This window comes from Protofrankia symbiont of Coriaria ruscifolia, from assembly GCF_900634745.1.
In the GTDB taxonomy this organism is placed as follows: domain Bacteria; phylum Actinomycetota; class Actinomycetes; order Frankiales; family Frankiaceae; genus Protofrankia; species Protofrankia californiensis.
The window spans coordinates 1-17,357 of the sequence record NZ_CAAAFR010000175.1 but is presented as its reverse complement, the minus strand read 5'-3'; the positions used below and the strand labels follow the sequence as shown (position 1 = coordinate 17,357).

Genomic DNA, 17,357 nt, shown 5'->3' with positions numbered 1-17,357 from the left:
GGCCGGGGCCGGGGCCGGGGCCGGGGCGTGCGCGGTCGCGCTCGACCCCTGCCATGATCGCCTGGTGGACCGGCGGTATGTGACCGTTGCCACGGGCAGGGACTACAAGGAGGTGGCACCCACGTCCGGCTCGTACTGCGGACCGGGCCGTGGCACCCTCACCACACGTCAGCGGGTGGACGTCCCAGGGGTGGGCGACGTCCCAGGGGTGGGCGAAGGCACCACCCCTGGCGCCGGTCTGACAAATGGTGGCATACGTCAATGACATGCTGGCCGCCGGAGAAGATCGGCACGAGTTTGCCGATATGTACGTTAATGCGGCAGAAAAGCATATGCGGTAACAAGCTCATTTAGATCATGCTCTGTGCGGGTGGTTGAGACGGGATCCGCACTACTTGACGGGCCCTGTGACCGGGCCCGGTAAGGGGTTGCCGGGCGAGTGGCCGGTGTCGGGCGGGGAGCGGTTATCGCCCGGCGGGCAGCGGTCGCGAGCCGGTCGACAGCGGACCGGTGGACAGGACGTGCCGCGTCCGGGGGCCGACGCCGAGGCCGACAGCCTCCCGCAGATGGTCGATCGTATCTACGTCACGTCGCAGGCCACGGACGGACTCGCCGAGGGGCGCGGTCAGATCCCGGGCCCCGGAACGTATGTGTGCTGCGCGGCTTGCCGGCCCGAACCGGGGCGCCAGCGGTGTGCCGGCAGCGGCGGCGAGCAGGACGGTGCCGGTACCGTCCGCATCCGCGACCAGGCCGCGACCTCCTGCCGGCATGGCCAGCAGGGCCGCGTGCAGCTGGGCCGGGCGCAGCGCCGCGAGGTCGGCGGACAGGGCTGCGAGACCGGCGCCCGGCCACCGCCGCGCGGCTACGGTGGCGCCGTGCGCCAGCGCCGCGTTGAGACCGGTGTCGGGTGCGTCGGGGATGACGACGATCCGGCCACGGCCGGCGCGGCCGGTGGTGCCGCCTGATGCCGTGCCGCCGCCGGGTGGGATGCCGCCGGTCGGTGCCTCCTCGGCGGCGTCCGGGCCCGACAGGGCGGCCATACCCGCCCGGGTCACGTCGTCGTTGGTCACGATCATGACGGCCTCGACCGTGCCGCGCCCGACGCTGCTGGCCGCGGCCACCGTGTCCTGGGCCATCGCGAGCGCGAGAGCCGCCCGGTCCGGGTGGGCGAGCCGGCTCTTGGCCACTGCGAGCGGTTTGACCGGTACGATGACGACCCAGATGGTCATGTGGGTGGCAACCCCGGTATCACCGGTATCACGTACCGACTCTACGGCACGTAATATCGGGATGGGTCACATGCGGCACCTGCCATGGCGGCATCCGCGGGTCGGCTCCGGACGCCGGCTGCAGGCGCCGGGTCAGGACACGATCTGTATGACCGCCGTGGCTTTCTCGACAAGCTTCGCGTGGCTGAGCAAGACTCCTGCGACGTGAGGCGAGTGGCTGTTCTGTGTGCCGGATCCTGGGGGACCGTTTTCGCCAAGGTGCTTGCGGATGCCGGTGCCGGGGTCACGCTGCTGGCGCGCGAACCCGACGTGGTCACGGCAATCAACCAGTTCCACACCAACCCTCGCTACCTGCCCGGTCTTGCGCTGCCGGATCGGGTCAGCGCCACGCTCGAGGCCGCCGAGGCGTTGCGCGGAGCTGACCTGGTCGTCCTCGCCGTACCGTCCCAGGTCCTGCGGGCATGCCTGCTCGGATGGGCTCCGCTGGTACCGCCGTCCGCGGTGTACGTGAGCCTGATGAAGGGCATCGAGCTGGGGTCCCGGCGCCGGATGAGCGAGGTGGTCCAGGAGGTCACCGGGGCGAGCCCGGACCGGATCGCCGTGGTCAGCGGCCCGAACCTGGCCGGAGAGATCGCGGCCGAGCAGCCGGCCGCCACCGTCGTCGCCAGTGTCAGCGCGCGGACGGCCGGTGAGGTCCAGGCGGCCTGTTGGACGCCCTACCTCCGCCCGTACACGAATCCGGACGTGATCGGCTGTGAGCTTGCCGGAGCCGTCAAGAACGTGATCGCGCTGGCCGCCGGCATGATTGAGGGAATGGGGTTCGGAACCAACACGATCGCCTCCCTGATCACCCGGGGGCTGGCCGAGACGGCCCGGCTCGGCATGGCCCTGGGGGCCGACCCGCTGACGTTCGCCGGGCTCGCCGGCCTGGGCGACCTCGTGGCCACCTGTTCGTCACCGCTGTCACGCAACCGCACCTTCGGCGAGAAGCTCGGCCGGGGTACGACGCTCGTCCAGGCCAACGCCCAGCAGCACCAGGTCGCCGAAGGCGTCCGCTCCTGCCGTCCGATCCTGGACCTGGCCCGCTCCCTGGACGTCCAGATGCCGATCACCGAGCAGGTGGAGCGGGTCATCCACGAAGGCCTGGCACCGCTGGACGCGGTCAAGGAGCTGATGAGCCGGGAACCCGGTCCCGAGTACCGCGCCGTATGACCTGTCCTCGGGTGAGCTCCGTGCCGGACGGGTCACCGTGACCCGGTCCGGAGCGGACAGCACCCGGACGCGTGGTGGACGCGGTGTGGAGTTCACCGGAACGCAACTGGCGATCGGTTAGGGTCCCCGTCATGCCTGGCTCCCCGCGCCGGATCCGGATCGCCGTCCTGTACGGCGGCCGCAGCACCGAGCATGCGATCTCCTGTGTCTCGGCTGGAAGCGTCCTTCGGGCCCTGGACCGGCAGCGTTACGACGTCGTGGCCGTCGGTATCACTCCCGACGGCCGGTGGGTGCTCGGTTCGGATGATCCGAGCGCACTTGCGGTCCGTGATGACGTCCTGCCCGCAGTCGACGCCGCCGCCCGACCGGTGGCGCTGCCGGGCGACCCCACCGCGGGTGGTCTGATCGCGCTCGACCCGGCGGCGTCCGGGCAGGGTCTCGACACGGTCGACCTCGGTGACGTCGACGTGGTGTTCCCGCTGTTGCACGGCCCGTTCGGTGAGGACGGCACCGTGCAGGGGCTGCTGGAGATGGCCGCCGTCCCCTACGTCGGCTCGGGGGTGTTCGCCAGCGCCGCGGCCATGGACAAGCAGCACATGAAGACCCTGCTCACCGCCGCCGGGCTGGACGTCGGCCCGTACGTGGTGCTGCGCGCCGGGCAGACCCTGATGGCCGGCGAACGCGAACGCCTGGGCCTGCCCGTGTTCGTCAAACCGGCCCGGGGCGGTTCGAGCATCGGCATCAGCCGGGTGGACGCCTGGGACGATCTGGCGACCGCGCTGAAGGCTGCCCGTGCCGCCGATCCGAAGGTGCTGGTCGAGGCCGCGGTCGTCGGCCGTGAGATCGAGTGCGGCGTGCTGGAGAGCCTGGACGGCCGCGAACCGGAGGCGAGCCTGCCCGCGGAGGTGACGGTGACCTCGTCCGCGGGCTTCTACGACTTCGAGGCCAAGTACCTGTCGGACGCGGTCCGCTTCGACATCCCGGCGAACCTGTCCGAGGAGGTCACCGCCGCGGTCCGTGAGATCGCCGTGCGGGCGTTCGACGCGTTGGACTGCGCGGGCCTCGCCCGGGTGGACGTGTTCGTCCGCCCGGACGGTTCGATCGTCGTCAACGAGGTGAACACCATGCCGGGGTTCACCCCGACCTCGATGTTCCCGCAGATGTGGGGTGCCACGGGCCTGGAGTATCCGCGGCTGGTGGACCGGCTGGTCGCGCTGGCGATACGCCGCGGCACGGGGTTGCGCTGATCGCGTCCGGATCCGCGTCGTCCGTCCGGCCGTCGCCGGTCAGCCTGCCGTCCGTCAGCCCGCTGGTGTCACGCCGTCGTCGACTGCGTTGCGTCGCGGATCGGTGCGGCGAGCGTGGCCAGTACGTCGAACGCCTGTACCGACGCCGGAAGCAGCAGCACGACCTGCGGGCGTCGCGTCGGCGTGGAGTAGCGGACCGTGTCACCATGTTCCTCGGTGAACCATCCGACGTCGTCGACGACCGAGAGCGTCACGTCGGGACGGTAACCAGGGGCGACCCCCGGGACACCACAGGACAGCACCGCCGGTGGGGAACCCCAGGCCGTGACGAACGGCGACGCCGGTCTGACCTCGCGACGCTCAAGGCCCGACCCCAGGGAGGACGGCAGCGCGGCGCCGAGTTCCAGGCAGGCCGACCGCTGCGCCCCGGTCGGATCCGGAGCACCGTTGACCGTGACCGGTCCCGGGGAACCGGCACATGAAGTGAGTAGAATCACAACGGTGATGACCATGATCCGCGCGAGGACCGGGATCGACCACCCGGGCCATCGTCTGGCCAGTGGCCCGACCACCCCGACTACCCCGACTACCCCGACCATCCTGGTTGGCCCGACCACCCTGGTCGGCCAGGCCGGCCCAGCCGGCCCGGGTGGTCGACGAGTTCGCAAAGCCGGTGGCTGCTCCGCCCGCAACGTCCCGTCCCGGTTGGCCATGAAGCGATCCAACGTCAGACGAGCTGTCAGAAATGCACCACCGGACACGTCAGCGTGCGGGTGATGCCGTCAACCGCCTGCACTCGTGACATGACGAGCTTCCCCAGATCATCGACACTGGCCGCCTCAGCACGTGCGATCACGTCGTAGGGGCCGGTGACGTCCTCCGCCTGAGTGACACCGGGGATCTGTTCGATCTCCTTGGCCACCGATGAGGACTTGCCAACCTCGGTCTGGATGAGGATGTACGCGTGGACCACAGACGCTCCCTTGTCGGACGTCGACAACCCGTGCCGCAGAACAACGGGCCGACAGAAGGTAACAGGCAATCGGCCCCGGTGAGAGTGTCTGACGTAGGGGAATTTGGTCTGATCGCCCGGGTGGCGGCCAGATTGGGCTCGCCGGAGCCCCCAGCGGGCCCTGGTGACGACGCCGCAGTAGTCCCGACACCCTCCGGGTGTGTGATTGTTACCACAGATCTCCTCGTAGAAGGGCGGCATTTCCGTTTCGACTGGTCCTCCCCATATGACGTCGGACGTAAAGCCGCCGCGCAGAGCCTCGCCGACGTGGCAGCCATGGGAGCCGTCCCGACCGCACTGCTGGTCGGTCTGGCGTGCCCGCCGTCCACCCTGATCGAGGTCGCCGACGGCCTGGCCGACGGTCTGCGCGACGAGTGCGCTGGGGTGGGCGCGGCCGTCGTCGGTGGCGACACGGTCAGCGCGTCCGAGGTCTGTCTGGCGGTGACCGCACTCGGGGATCTGCGGGGTGCCGCCCCGCTGACGCGCTCGGGAGCACGCCCGGGGGAGTCGGTCGTCCTCGCCGGAACGGTGGGCCGCGCCGCCGCGGGGCTGCAGCTACTGCTCGCGGGCGTGCGGGACGGACCCCTCGTCGCGGCCCACCGCAGGCCGACGCCGCCGTACGCGGCCGGACCGGCCCTGGCGCGGGCGGGCGCAACCTCGCTGCTCGACGTCAGCGACGGGCTGCTCGCCGATCTGGGGCATGTGGCTGCCGCCTCCGGTGTCGTGCTGGAGGTGGACGCCGACGCGCTGCGGGCGGTCGTCCCCGGTGTCGACGTCCGGCATCTGCTGACCGGGGGCGAGGACCACGGTCTGGCCGGGACGTTGCCGGCGGGCGTCGATCCGCCGCCGGGGGTAGCCGTGATCGGTCGCGTACTGGCCGTGGTCCAGGGCGCGGACGGGCCAGGGGTGCGGGTCGTGGGCGAGGGTGTCCCGCCGGATCTGCGCGGCGGGCCGACGAAGGGCGCCTCGCCAGGAGGCTGGGATCATTTCCGCGCGTCCGCCGGGTGAACCCCGTCCGAATCTCCTGTCCCTGTCCCTGGCCGCGTCTTCGGCCCGTTCCCGTCCGTGGGACCCGGTTCCGCGGGAGGCGGTTCTGTGGGACCCGGTAAGGACCCACACCGTAGCGTGGTGGTCATGACCCGCTCCGGCCCGGCTCCGCCCCGGGTGCTGACGATCGCGGGTTCGGACTCCGGTGGAGGCGCCGGCATCCAGGCTGACCTCAAGACCATGCTGGCCCTGGGCGTCCACGGGATGAGCGCCCTGACCGCGGTGACCGCCCAGAACTCCCTGGGCGTCCACGGGGTATGGGAGTTGCCCCAGGATGCCGTTGTGGCGCAGATCCGCGCGGTCGTGGACGACATCGGGGTGGACGCGGTCAAGACCGGGATGCTTGCGTCACCGCCGATCGTCGCCGTGGTCGCGGACGAGCTGGCCGGGGTCGGCGTCCCGGTTGTCGTCGACCCCGTCGGGGTGTCCAAGCACGGCGATCCCCTGCTCGCGCCCGAGGCCGTGGCGACCGTGCGCACACGGTTGCTGCCGGTGGCGACGGTGGCGACCCCGAACCTCGACGAGGTGCGGCTGCTCACCGGCGTGGACGTGCGGACCGAGCAGGACATGCCGGCCGCCGCGCGCGCCGTGCTCGACCTCGGAGCGCGCTGGGTGCTGGTGAAAGGGGGCCATCTGCCCGGCGACGCCGTGGATCTGCTCAGCGACGGCCGGCAGACCGTCGTGCTCCGGGCCCCCAGGCACGACAACCGGCACACGCATGGAACCGGCTGCACGCTCGCGTCCGCGATCGCGTCGTTCCTGGCCCGCGGGGCGGACGTCCCCGATGCCGTGCGTGCGGCAAAGGACTACGTCACCGGTGCTGTGGGGGCAGGCTTCCCGCTCGGCTCGGGCATCGGCCCGGTCGACCACGCCTGGCGCCGACGGTAGCCGCAGCGCTCGTCATCACGTCCAGGACACAGCAATCATCCAGGACGCTGGGATGCGTCGCGTGACTGGAGGGCATCAAGCCCTCTGGCAACATCGCCGATACGCCGCCCGCGCCTGACGCCGTGTGCGTCCGGCGCTGCTGCGGCGGTGACGCTATGCGCGGGTGACCTTGCCGGCCTTGATGCAGGAGGTGCACACGTTCAGGCGTTTCGGAGTCTTGCCGACGAGCGCGTGCACGGTCTGGATGTTGGGGTTCCAGCGCCGCCGTGTGCGCCGGTGGGAGTGAGAGACCGACATACCGAAGCCCGGCCCCTTGCCGCAGACGTCGCACACCGAAGACACGAGACACTCCGCCAGAGAATAGTAATGATCATGCCGCGTTCGCGGCGGTCACCCGAGGCTACCCCACAGCGTGGCGGTACCGGACAGTGCCAGCCCGTGAGACGCCCATACAGGTCGTTCATGGGCGCGCTCCGGGGCGGAGCGAAGTTGTCGGTGGCGTCGGGCAGGATCGTGGACGTGGTCGACCAGGAGACGCGGCTTCGGGACGTGGTGGGTGCGCGAACCGCCACGGTGCTCGCCGATGCCCTGGAGCTGGAGACGGTCGGTGACCTGCTCGCCCATCTTCCCCGGCGCTACCAGGAGCGTGGGGAGCTGACCGATCTCGGGGACCTGACCGTCGGTGAGGTGGTCACCGTCCAGGCGCGGGTCGCCAAGGCTCAGCGGCGCCAGCTCCGGGGGCGGGCGCGGGACATGCTGATCATCACGGTCACCGATGGCCGGCACAACCTCGCGTTGACGTTCTTCAACCAGCCGTGGCGGGCGCGGGATCTGCGCCCGGGGGTAACCGCGCTGTTCGCCGGGAAGGTGGACGAGTACCGCGGCCGTCGGCAGCTGACCAACCCTGAGGTACAGCTGCTCGACGCCGAGATCACTGAGATCGCCGAGCTTGCGAGCGAAGACGGCATGGCTCCCGCGGGCACGGGCCGTAATGGCACGGGCCGTAATGGCACGACTCCCGCGGGCACGGCTCGTGCGGGCGCTGGTGGGGACGGTGCCGGTGAAGACGTCGAGAGCTTCGCGGGCGCGCTCGTCCCCATATACCCGGCTTCGGCGAAGATCCCGAGCTGGACGATCGGCAGGTGCGTGCGGATCGTCCTGGACGTGCTGGCCGAGCTCGACGACCCGCTGCCCGCCGTCATCCGCGCCCGCTATCGGCTGGTGAGCCTGCTGGAGGCGTACCGGCTCGTCCATCAGCCGTCGTCATGGGCTGACGTCGGTCGTGGCCGGACCAGGCTGAAGTGGGACGAGGCGCTCGTCCTGCAGGTCGCGCTGGCGCAGCGCCGGCGCGACGTCGAAAAGATCGCGGCGACTCCGCGGCATCCTCGACCCGGCGGTCTGCTCGCGGCCTTCGATGCCACCCTGCCCTTCCCGCTCACGGCCGGGCAGCGCGCGGTCGGCGAGACGATCGTGGCCGAGATCGCCCGGCCCTTCCCGATGCACCGGCTGCTGCAGGGCGAGGTCGGCTCCGGCAAGACGGTGGTGGCGTTGCGCGCGATGCTCGCAGCCGTGGACGCCGCCGGGCAGGCGGTACTGTTGGCGCCCACCGAGACGCTTGCGGCCCAGCACCTGCGCAGCCTGCGCGACCTGCTCGGTCCGCTGGGACGGGCCGGGGAGCTCGACGCCGCGCCCGAGGCCACCCGGGTCGTGCTGGTGACGGGTTCCCTGGGCGCGAAGGCGCGGCGGGAGGCGGTGGCTGCCGTCGCGGACGGCAGCGCGGGCCTGGTCGTCGGCACGCATGCCCTGCTCGAGGAGTCGGTGGTATTTCGCGATCTTGCTCTTGTGGTCGTCGACGAGCAGCACCGCTTCGGGGTGGAGCAGCGGGACGCGCTGCGGTCCCGGTCCGACCATCCGCCGCATCTGCTGGTGATGACGGCCACACCGATCCCGCGGACGGTCGCGATGACCGTCTTCGGTGATCTGGAGGTGTCGACCCTCACCGAACTGCCCGCCGGCCGTTCACCGATCTCCACGTTCGTCGTGCCCGCGGCGGTCCCGAAGTGGACCGACCGCATGTGGGGCCGCATCCGGGACGAGGTCGACGCGGGCCACCAGGCCTATGTCGTCTGCCCCCGTATCGGTGGGGACGCCACCGACACCGTCGATGATGCTGACACCGCTGACACCGCTGACACCGCCGATGACGTGGCCCTGGGCCTTGCCGGGCGCGGCGTCGAGGACCGCGTCACCGTCGACGCCATGGCCGCCGGTTCGGATGCGATGGCCGGTCCGGCCGTGACACAGACGGGTACCTCTGCGGCCGGTCCGACTGCAACGCGGGCGGACACCGCCGCGGCCGGTCGTCGGCCGAGCGCCGCTGTACTCGACGTGCTGCCCAGATTGCGTGCGGTCGAACTCTCCGGTCTGCGGATCGAGGCACTGCACGGCCGGCTGCATCCGGACGACAAGGATGAGATCATGACTCGGTTCGCCGCGGGGGATCTGGACGTCCTCGTGGCCACCACGGTGATCGAGGTCGGGGTCAACGTGCCGAACGCGACCGTGATGGTCGTGGCGGACGCCGATCGCTTCGGCGTCTCCCAGCTCCACCAGCTGCGCGGCCGGGTTGGTCGTGGCAGCGCGCCCGGGTGGTGCCTGCTGTACACCGACGCGGAGCGCGGCTCGCCCGCCTGGGAGCGCCTTGCCGCGGTGGCGGCCACCTCCGACGGAGCCGAGCTCGCCCGTCTCGACCTTGCGCAGCGGCGTGAGGGCGACGTGCTGGGTGCGGCCCAGTCCGGCGGCCGGCGCTCCCTGCGTCTGCTGGAACTGCTCAAGGACGAGGAGCTGATCCGTTCTGCGCGGGACGAGGCGACAGTCCTCGTCGACGCCGATCCACGGCTGTCGGCGCATCCGGCCCTGGCCGCGGCGCTTGCGGCCACCCTCGACGAGGCCCGGGCCGCCTATCTGGAAAAAGGATGACCGCAGCGGCTACTGGAAAGACGGAAACAGGAAATGACCAGGATCATCGGCGGGGTTGCGCGTGGGCGACCCATCCGGGTGCCGCCGGGGGGCGGGACTCGTCCGACGTCCGACCGGGCGCGGGAGGGTCTGTTCAACACGCTCGCCTCACTGGTCGAGTTGCGCGGCGCACGGTTTGCCGATCTCTACGCCGGCAGCGGTGCGGTCGGCTTCGAGGCGCTGTCTCGAGGGGCGTCTCATGTCCTGTTCGTCGATCAGTCGGCGGCGGCGGTCCGCACATTGCACGCGAATGCGACGGCGCTGGGGTTCGCCGGTGTGGAGATCCTTTCCCGGCCCGTCCGGCGTGTGGTGGAAATCACGCCCGAATGTGCGTTTGACGCGGTGTTCCTGGATCCTCCATATGCGCTTCCGGACGCTCTGCTGACCGAGGTGCTCACCGGGCTGGTGTCCGGTGCCTGGTTGGAACCGGACGGGGTGTGTGTCGTGGAGCGCTCGCGACGCAGCGGGCCGCCGGTCTGGCCGGATGGTCTTATTACTATCCGCAATCGCGCGTACGGTGAGGGGGTGCTCTGGTACGGTTCTGGATCATGAGAAAGGCTGCCTGTCCAGGCTCATTCGACCCGATTACCAACGGTCATCTGGATATCATCAGTCGTGCCAGCCGGCTCTTCGACGAGGTCGTCGTAGCCGTGCTCATCAACAAGAGCAAGGCCAACCTCTTCACCGTGGAGGAGCGGATAGAACTGATCCGTGAGGTTGCCCGTGACCATTCCAACGTGGTGGTCGAGTCGTCTCACGGCCTGCTCGTCGACTTCTGCCGCGCTCGCGGCATCCAGGCCATCGTCAAGGGTCTGCGCGCGGTCAGCGACTTCGACTACGAGCTGCAGATGGCACAGATGAACCATTCGCTCGCGGGCGTCGAAACCCTCTTCATGAGCACGAACCCGCAGTATGCGTTTTTGTCGTCCAGCCTGGTCAAGGAGGTCGCCACCTACGGTGGGGACGTGTCCGGCCTGGTCCCCGACGTCGTGCTCAAGCAGTTGCGCGAACGTCTCGCCCGCTGAGCGAGAGAGTGGACTGCGCTCCACCCGGGGCCGCGCCCGCGCGGCCTCGGGCCCACCTTGACAAGCGCCATCGGGCCGTGGACCGTTAGTCGGTTGATGATATAGCTTCATTGTGGAGGTTTTTACGCAGGGTGTTGATATGGATGCGCGCCGGGCTGTATCTGTAGGACGGATGGAGCTTGGCGATCACGCATGCCTGGGTTTTGTCGATGACGACGCGCACTGGAGCGTGCTGGCCGTCTACGGTCAGCGAGGGCTCGCCAAGGGCGAGAAGGTACTGCTCGTCACCGACCCCGACCTCTCGAAGAGCGAGATCTTCGCCCGGCTGGACTCCTATGGTCCGCCGGTGGAGCCGGCATGGAAGCGCGGCCAACTGAACATCGAGAGCACTGAATCGATGTATCTGCCGCCTAATCGGTTCTCCATCGAGGGCCAGATCCAGCGGTACCAGGAGCAGATCGAGCTGGCGTATCGGCAGGAGTATCCGGGACTTCGAGCCTGCGCCGACATGGCCTGGGCGCTGGATTCCGACATGGATCTTGGCCGGCTCGTCGCCTACGAGTACGAGCTCAAGGCCTTGTTCACCGATCCACGGTGCAGTGTGATCTGCTGCTACGACCGGAAGCGTTTCAGCAAGGAACTGCTGGACTCCATGGACGGCGTCCACCCTATGACGGTACTCGAAGGTATCGGATCCCTGGATATTGCGGATACCGAGTCCGGCCTGAGGCTGGCCGGAGAAGTTGATCTACTTACTCGCGAGCAGTTCAGCACCGGTCTCGAGCAGGCGTTCGCGCGGTTCAGGGACTGCTGCTTGCTACTGGACCTGACGGATCTTTCCTTCCTGGACGCCCATGGTGCCGGGGTGATCATCAGGCTGGCGGCCGGAATGCCGCCGGGCGGGCGGCTGAAGATCCGCTGTAGCACCCGTCAGGCGTACGTACTGCGCATCCTCGGCGCGGAATCGATCCCGCGGATGGTCTTGAATAAAGTGTGATGTGATCCGCGAATGCCATGAGCGGAACGATCGTTTCGACTCGGAGCGCGTGCCCCGGTTGTTCCGACGGCGGCTGTCGAATCAGGCGACCACGTATGCGGCCATATGCTGTCTGCCCGCCGGATGGCGGGCCGGTATGGGCGGGGACTGGTTCGATGTGATTTGGTTGTCGGGCGCCCGGGTCGCTTCGCTCGTAGGCGATGTGCTCGATATACAGCCGCCGGCAAAACTGTCCGGACTGAGCAACCCTTACCGTGAATGGCTGATATCATTTGCGGTCAACCCGGGCGTATGGCCATGGTCTACCGCTTACGGCGGATCTTCATATGTCTCCTTGAGGTGATCATTGCGATGGTTCACGACACGCGGGCAGGCGATGGCCGCCGGGTTGTCCGGATGCTCGGGCGCACCGGTCCCGGTCATTGATGTGGCGGTCGGGGATCGTCCGCCCGCTGGCGACCCCGAGGCCGGCGTCCGTCCCGCGGACCGTCCCGCGGACCGTGTTGAGGTTCGTCCCGTGGTCCGTCCCGCGGTGACGGTGAGCGGATTTCACGAGACGATCGGATAGAGTGGTCTCCGGTACCTGGATTCCCGGGCACCAACCCACTGACCGACGAGCCACAGATCATGATCGCGTCATCGTCACGCGGTCGGCCATCTGCGACACCCGAGAGTTGTGAATCCGGTACTCCGTGGCAACGACAGGCACCTCCTCCATGACTGCGCCGTCATTCCGCCGCCGGGCCCCTCGGGGTCCGCTCGTGCTCGACATTCGTGAGCTGGGCCGCCGAGCGGGTTCGATGAAGCGTGTCGTGACGCAGGTGCCCGCCCCGGCGGAGCTGGGCACCGAAATGATCCACGTCCCGGCGGGCTCGCCCATCGAACTGGATCTGCGCGTGGAAGCCGTGATGGAAGGCGTGCTGGTCAGCGGCACGGCATTCACTCCGCTGGCGGGTGAGTGCTCGCGCTGCCTCGACCCGATCGAGGACGACATCACGGTCGACATCCGTGAGCTGTTCTACTATCCGGACCGAGCCCCCGACGATCCCGAGGACGACTCCTTTCAGGTCGTGAACGACCATCTTGATCTCGAACCGGTGCTGCGGGACGCGCTGGTACTCAGCCTGCCGCTGTCCCCCTGCTGCCGGCCGGACTGCGCCGGCCTGTGTGCCGACTGCGGAGCACGAATGAACGATCTTGATGTCGATCACGCTCACGCCCGTGTCGACCCCAGGTGGGCGGCGCTGCCGTCACTGATCGAGAACCCGTCACCGAACGAGAACAAGAACGAGAACAAGGAGAAGAACTAGTGGCAGTCCCGAAGCGTCGGACCTCGCGCAGCAACACCCGTTCCCGGCGGGCACAGTGGAAGACACAGGCCCCGGCCCTTGCAAAATGCCCCCGTGGTCATGTGACCCGTCCGCACACGGTCTGCCCGACGTGCGGGCGTTACAACGACCGACAGGTCCTCGACATCTAGAGGGCCGAAGGCGGCGCGATCATGTTTTTCTCGCGCTGCCGCAGGCCCAGGTCCCCGGGGAGCCAAGTGGCGTGACACACGTCGCGGTCGATCTGCTCGGTGGTGACGGCGCACCGGATGCGGTCGTCAACGGCATCGACAGCGCGCTGGGCACCGACGAGTCGCTGGAGGTCAGCCTCGTCGGTCCGTCCGGGGTTGCCGAACGGCTGCTGGCCGAGCGCAGGCTCGCTGTCGGTGGCCGGTTACGGCTCGTCGAAGCGCCCCATCTGATCGGTCCTGGCCAGGACGCGGCCCGTGAAGTCCGCTCGAGGCGGGATGCCACGGTCCGTGTCGCGACCCGGCTGATCAGAGATGGCGTGGTGGACGCGGTCGTCTCCGCTGGTCCGTTCGAAGCGCTCGTGGCCGCTGCCTCGTTCACCCTCGGGCCCGCGCCGGGGGCGACGAGGCCGGCGCTCGCCGTGCTGCTCGGCTCCCCGTCACGACCCACGATTCTGTTGGACGCGGGCGCGGCTACCGGTGCCAGCGCCGACCAGCTCGTCCAGTACGCGGTCGTCGGGTCGGCTTACGCCACGGTCTGCCTGGACGTGGCGCGTCCGAGGATCGGCCTGCTGGTGGCGGGGCCGGTCCACCGCGGCGGGCCGCGCCTCGACGCCGGTCGACCGGGCGTCGGTGGACCAGCTGCCGGTGGGTCAGGCGCTGGTGGACTGGGCGCCGGCGAGCTTCTCGCCGGGCTGGGCCTTGACTTCGTCGGCGCCGTCGACGCCGCCGGGGTGGTGGCCGGTGGGCAGGCCGATGTCGTGGTCTGTGACGGTTCGATCGGGGCTGTTGTGGTCTCGTGGCTGCAAGCGGTGGCAGAGTCTGGTGACCAGCCGCCGCAAGTGCAGCCGGGGTGGTATCCGCAGGAGGGAGCATTCGTGGTTGGCGTCGACGGGATCGTGGTCGTCGCGGGCGGCAGGTCCGGTTCAACCGGCTCGGGTATCGCGAGGGCGATCGCGCAGGCATCCGTCGCGGACCGGTCCGGATGGGTGCCGCGCCAGCGCGCGGCCCTGGCCGATCTCGTTGCCCGCCGCCGGACCCGAGCCGGGTTGTCGGCATGACTCGCGGCCTGCCTCTACCGGTACCCCGGGACGGCCTGCGGGCCGCACTCGGCGTGCCCGTCGACGTCGACCTGCTGGAGCTGGCGCTCACGCACCGCTCGTACGCCTACGAGCAGGGTGGCCTGCCGACCAATGAGAGGTTGGAGTTCCTCGGGGACTCGGTGCTCAGCCTGGTCGTGACCGACGCCCTGTTCAATCGCCACCCCGACCTGCCCGAGGGGCAGCTGGCCAAGCAGCGCGCGTCCGTGGTCAACATGCGGGCTCTGGCCGAGGTCGCCCGCACGCTGGGGGAGGAGGGCATCGGCCCCTACCTGCTGCTCGGCCGTGGCGAGGAGACCACCGGCGGGCGGGACAAGGCCAGCATCCTCGCGGACACCCTGGAGGCGCTGATCGGCGCGGTCTACCTGTCGTCCGGATTGGGGACCGCCTCCGAGTTCGTTCACCGCTTGTTCGACCCGTTGCTGGACGTCGCCGCCGGCCGGGGCGCCGGACTCGACTGGAAGACGTCGCTGCAGGAGCGCACGGCCAGCCTCCTGCTCGGTCCCCCCGAGTACGAGGTGGACGAGTTCGGGCCGGACCACGCCAAACGATTCACCGCCCGTGCTGTCGTGGCCGGTCAGGTACTCGGTCACGGCGACGGGGGCAGCAAGAAGGAGGCCGAGCAGCGGGCGGCCGCCGCCGCGTTCCAGGCACTGGAGGCGGATGACCAGGACGGTGTCCAGGCCGCGTCCGAGGGTTCCGATGGATCACCCGATGCCACCGATACCGCCCACGGCCATTCCGAAGCGGCCGTGGGCACGGGTAACGGCTGACCGGCAACCACGCGTCCGGTGAATCCGCATTTTCTGATGTCCGAGTTTTCCGATGCCTGAGCTTCCCGAGGTCGAGGTGGTCCGCCGCGGCCTTGAGCGGGCACTGCTCGGCAGGACGATCGCCACGGTGCTGGTCGCTCACCCCCGGGCGGTCCGGCGGCATGCCGCCGGTGCCGCCGACTTCACCGCGGTGCTCGCGGGCCGCACGATCGAGGCTGCCTGCCGCCGGGGCAAATACCTGTGGTTGACCCTCGACAATGGCGCTGCGCTGCTGGGTCATCTCGGGATGAGCGGCCAGCTTCTCGTGGTCGCCACGGACAAGCCCGACGAGACGCACCTGCGGGTGCGTTTCACCTTCGCCGACGCAGGACGGGAACTGCGATTTGTCGACCAGCGTACCTTCGGCGGGCTGGCGGTCGTCCCGGCCGGTTCGGGCGTGCCCGCACCGATAGAGCACATCGCCCGGGACCTCCTCGACCCGGACTTCTCCGATGCCGACTTTGTCGCGTCCGTGCGCCGACGCCGGACCGGAATCAAGCGGGCGCTACTCGACCAGACCCTTGTCAGCGGGATTGGTAACATCTATGCAGACGAATCACTGTGGCGAGCGGGGCTGCACTACGCGCGTCCGACCGAGACGCTGACCCGCAGCGAACTTGACCGGTTACTCCAGGCGGCACGCGAGGTTCTGTTCGAGGCCTTACGCGCGGGTGGCACCTCCTTTGACGCGCTCTACGTGTCGGTCAACGGTGAAAGCGGGCTCTTCGACCGTTCGCTTGCGGTCTACGGGCGGACGGGCCGGCCCTGTGGACGATGCGAATCCCCGATCCGCCGGGATGCCTTCATGAACCGGTCGAGCTTCACCTGTCCGCGCTGCCAACCACGCCCGCGAAGAGCTCGCTGGTAGCAGCTAGTAGCAGGAGGAGCGGAGCAGACGTCATGGATGCGGACGCGGCCCTTGGAAAGATTCGCAAGCTGCTGGCGATGGCCGAAGCCGAGGGCCTGCCCGAACAGGCCCGGGAGTCCTACAACGACAAGGCCGCGGACCTGATCGCGCAGTACGGCATCGACCGGGCGCTGCTCGAGGAGGCGGTACCCACTCGAGCGGTCGCCGGGGACGTGGTCCTGAACATCGACCATCCCTACGCCCGCGACAAGATCACTCTTCTGGCCGGTATCGCCGGCCCGCTCGGATGCCGGCTGATCCACCGGACGCACCCGCTGCTCGGTGCGACCGCGCACACGGCGCACCTGTTCGGGATGGCGGCCGATCTGGAACGAACCCAGATTCTCTACACGTCCCTGCTGGTCCAGCAGGCGCACGCCCTCGCGCTGGTTCGGGTGCCACCTTCGGAGGACGCCCGCGCGTTCCGCCGGTCCTGGATGGCCGGGTTCGCCATCGCCGTCCAGGACAGGCTGACCAAAGCCGAGGCCGCGGCCCGGGAACGTCACAGGCAGGGGCCTGCCTGCGGCCGATCGGTCGAGCTCGTATTCGCCGACCGATCGGCCCGGGTCGACCGGCACGTCGCCGAGGTGTACCCGCGACTGCGCACGACGCGATCCCGGAACCTGTCCGGGTCGGGCGGGCCGGCCGGCTTTCAGGCCGGGCAGCGGGCCGACATCGGTACCGACAACCGCGTCGCGGGTAACCCCCGCCGCAAGCAGCTGTAACCGGAAAGGGTGGGTGTCGCCATCCCGTTGCGTCACAACGCTGCGAAAGTAATCAGAAAGATCACGGCTCGTCATTGAACAGGTGACGTGGGAACCGTTCCGGGCTGGCCAGAAACCCGTGCGTCAGCACCACTGGTTCAGCCTCGTCATAGCCGACCTGGTTGATCGCGCAGTCCGGGTCGATCTGCAGAATCCGGGCGCCCGGAACCGCGGGCAGGATCGGCGAGTGCGTGGCCACGACGAGCTGCGAGCCTTGGGAAACCAGCTCCCCGTTTCATCGGCTGTCTCTCGCTCCGCTGCCGGGACCATTGTGCCGGCCGTGGGGATCTGCCCTCGCGCACACCGGGAAACAGGGCCTCGACATGGTGGCGGCCTGACCGGTGGCATCGGTGGTGACCCGCGGCCGGCGGCTACACGCCACCCTTGCGGCAACCGCACCGGAGGTGCGCGATGTCGCCGAACCCGGTCAGGCGCTGATGGGCAGCGCTGCCTGGTACGGGTAGCGCTGCTGAGAAGGCCAAAGGCAACGCGATCATGTTTTTCGCGCCGCCGACGGCCAAGAGTCTCCGGATCGCTAGTGTACTCCGCCGGAAATCTGAGCTTTTAGTTCTTAACTGTTCCG

General features: G+C 69.3%; 20 protein-coding genes and 1 pseudogene. 16 read left to right on the top strand and 5 right to left on the bottom strand.

What is annotated here, in order from left to right; genetic code table 11:
- Positions 1 to 265, top strand: a pseudogene (locus tag CV1CTNOD_RS19485) (hypothetical protein); the annotation flags it as partial.
- Between the two features lie 199 nt (positions 266 to 464).
- Here the strand turns inward: CV1CTNOD_RS19485 and cofC are convergent.
- Positions 465 to 1,229 (bottom strand): 2-phospho-L-lactate guanylyltransferase, encoded by a 765-nt coding sequence (cofC, locus tag CV1CTNOD_RS19480; RefSeq protein ID WP_131787447.1) that lies wholly within the window; start codon positions 1,227 to 1,229, stop codon positions 465 to 467.
- A gap of 204 nt (positions 1,230 to 1,433) precedes the next feature.
- Here cofC and CV1CTNOD_RS19475 point away from each other — a divergent pair, with 204 nt between their 5' ends.
- Both CV1CTNOD_RS19475 and CV1CTNOD_RS19470 read left to right on the top strand, forming a co-directional pair.
- Entirely contained in the window at positions 1,434 to 2,441 is a 1,008-nt protein-coding gene (locus CV1CTNOD_RS19475) for an NAD(P)H-dependent glycerol-3-phosphate dehydrogenase (RefSeq protein WP_131787449.1), read from the top strand.
- A gap of 131 nt (positions 2,442 to 2,572) precedes the next feature.
- Positions 2,573 to 3,688: a D-alanine--D-alanine ligase family protein gene (locus CV1CTNOD_RS19470; protein WP_131787446.1), complete on the top strand. Its 1,116-nt coding sequence runs from the start codon at positions 2,573 to 2,575 to the stop codon at positions 3,686 to 3,688.
- Positions 3,689 to 3,756: 68 nt separating this feature from the next.
- Here CV1CTNOD_RS19470 and CV1CTNOD_RS19465 read toward each other — a convergent pair whose 3' ends face one another.
- Both CV1CTNOD_RS19465 and CV1CTNOD_RS19460 read right to left on the bottom strand, forming a co-directional pair.
- Positions 3,757 to 4,401, bottom strand: coding sequence for a DUF3515 family protein (locus tag CV1CTNOD_RS19465; protein WP_242606844.1), 645 nt, complete (start codon positions 4,399 to 4,401; stop codon positions 3,757 to 3,759).
- A 26-nt stretch (positions 4,402 to 4,427) separates the two neighbouring features.
- Complete coding sequence (locus tag CV1CTNOD_RS19460) at positions 4,428 to 4,661, bottom strand: Lrp/AsnC family transcriptional regulator (protein ID WP_131787445.1); 234 nt, start codon at positions 4,659 to 4,661, stop codon at positions 4,428 to 4,430.
- A gap of 78 nt (positions 4,662 to 4,739) precedes the next feature.
- On the opposite strand from CV1CTNOD_RS19460, the gene CV1CTNOD_RS19455 reads away from it, so the two are divergent.
- Together CV1CTNOD_RS19455 and thiD are read left to right on the top strand one after the other, a co-directional pair.
- A complete protein-coding gene (locus tag CV1CTNOD_RS19455; protein ID WP_131787444.1) occupies positions 4,740 to 5,708 on the top strand; it encodes a thiamine-phosphate kinase in 969 nt (322 codons plus the stop codon).
- A 126-nt stretch (positions 5,709 to 5,834) separates the two neighbouring features.
- Complete coding sequence (gene thiD, locus CV1CTNOD_RS19450) at positions 5,835 to 6,635, top strand: bifunctional hydroxymethylpyrimidine kinase/phosphomethylpyrimidine kinase (protein WP_131787443.1); 801 nt, start codon at positions 5,835 to 5,837, stop codon at positions 6,633 to 6,635.
- A 153-nt stretch (positions 6,636 to 6,788) separates the two neighbouring features.
- Here the strand turns inward: thiD and rpmB are convergent, their stop codons facing one another.
- Entirely contained in the window at positions 6,789 to 6,977 is a 189-nt protein-coding gene (rpmB, locus tag CV1CTNOD_RS19445) for a 50S ribosomal protein L28 (RefSeq protein ID WP_013874853.1), read from the bottom strand.
- 120 nt (positions 6,978 to 7,097) lie between these two features.
- On the opposite strand from rpmB, the gene recG reads away from it, so the two are divergent.
- From recG to CV1CTNOD_RS19390, 10 genes are all read left to right on the top strand, one after another.
- The gene (recG, locus tag CV1CTNOD_RS19440) at positions 7,098 to 9,614 is read left to right on the top strand and encodes an ATP-dependent DNA helicase RecG (protein ID WP_131787442.1); all 2,517 of its coding nucleotides are present in this window, start codon (positions 7,098 to 7,100) and stop codon (positions 9,612 to 9,614) included.
- Between the two features lie 33 nt (positions 9,615 to 9,647).
- Positions 9,648 to 10,205 carry a 16S rRNA (guanine(966)-N(2))-methyltransferase RsmD gene (gene rsmD / locus CV1CTNOD_RS19435; protein WP_131787441.1) on the top strand — a complete coding sequence of 186 codons (558 nt, stop codon included), beginning with the start codon at positions 9,648 to 9,650 and terminating at the stop codon, positions 10,203 to 10,205.
- Positions 10,202 to 10,678, top strand: coding sequence for a pantetheine-phosphate adenylyltransferase (gene coaD / locus CV1CTNOD_RS19430; protein WP_131787440.1), 477 nt, complete (start codon positions 10,202 to 10,204; stop codon positions 10,676 to 10,678). The genes rsmD and coaD overlap by 4 nt, the downstream gene beginning before the upstream one ends.
- A gap of 139 nt (positions 10,679 to 10,817) precedes the next feature.
- A complete protein-coding gene (locus tag CV1CTNOD_RS19425; RefSeq protein WP_131787439.1) occupies positions 10,818 to 11,675 on the top strand; it encodes an MEDS domain-containing protein in 858 nt (285 codons plus the stop codon).
- A gap of 716 nt (positions 11,676 to 12,391) precedes the next feature.
- Positions 12,392 to 12,985 carry a YceD family protein gene (locus tag CV1CTNOD_RS19415; protein WP_131787437.1) on the top strand — a complete coding sequence of 198 codons (594 nt, stop codon included), beginning with the start codon at positions 12,392 to 12,394 and terminating at the stop codon, positions 12,983 to 12,985.
- The gene (gene rpmF, locus CV1CTNOD_RS19410; protein ID WP_131768325.1) at positions 12,985 to 13,155 is read left to right on the top strand and encodes a 50S ribosomal protein L32; all 171 of its coding nucleotides are present in this window, start codon (positions 12,985 to 12,987) and stop codon (positions 13,153 to 13,155) included. The genes CV1CTNOD_RS19415 and rpmF overlap by 1 nt, the downstream gene beginning before the upstream one ends.
- Before the next feature lie 71 nt (positions 13,156 to 13,226).
- Positions 13,227 to 14,252 (top strand): phosphate starvation-inducible protein PhoH, encoded by a 1,026-nt coding sequence (locus CV1CTNOD_RS19405; protein WP_165485631.1) that lies wholly within the window; start codon positions 13,227 to 13,229, stop codon positions 14,250 to 14,252.
- Positions 14,249 to 15,064 (top strand): ribonuclease III, encoded by an 816-nt coding sequence (gene rnc, locus CV1CTNOD_RS19400; protein WP_131787435.1) that lies wholly within the window; start codon positions 14,249 to 14,251, stop codon positions 15,062 to 15,064. The genes CV1CTNOD_RS19405 and rnc overlap by 4 nt, the downstream gene beginning before the upstream one ends.
- A gap of 52 nt (positions 15,065 to 15,116) precedes the next feature.
- Complete coding sequence (gene mutM / locus CV1CTNOD_RS19395; protein ID WP_131787434.1) at positions 15,117 to 15,971, top strand: bifunctional DNA-formamidopyrimidine glycosylase/DNA-(apurinic or apyrimidinic site) lyase; 855 nt, start codon at positions 15,117 to 15,119, stop codon at positions 15,969 to 15,971.
- 32 nt (positions 15,972 to 16,003) lie between these two features.
- Positions 16,004 to 16,735: a DUF2786 domain-containing protein gene (locus CV1CTNOD_RS19390; RefSeq protein ID WP_131787433.1), complete on the top strand. Its 732-nt coding sequence runs from the start codon at positions 16,004 to 16,006 to the stop codon at positions 16,733 to 16,735.
- 61 nt (positions 16,736 to 16,796) lie between these two features.
- On the opposite strand, the gene CV1CTNOD_RS19385 is transcribed toward CV1CTNOD_RS19390, so the two are convergent.
- Complete coding sequence (locus tag CV1CTNOD_RS19385; RefSeq protein WP_207386556.1) at positions 16,797 to 16,973, bottom strand: hypothetical protein; 177 nt, start codon at positions 16,971 to 16,973, stop codon at positions 16,797 to 16,799.
- Between the two features lie 142 nt (positions 16,974 to 17,115).
- On the opposite strand from CV1CTNOD_RS19385, the gene CV1CTNOD_RS27455 reads away from it, so the two are divergent.
- Positions 17,116 to 17,238: a hypothetical protein gene (locus CV1CTNOD_RS27455; RefSeq protein WP_278043944.1), complete on the top strand. Its 123-nt coding sequence runs from the start codon at positions 17,116 to 17,118 to the stop codon at positions 17,236 to 17,238.
- Positions 17,239 to 17,357 lie beyond the last annotated feature (119 nt).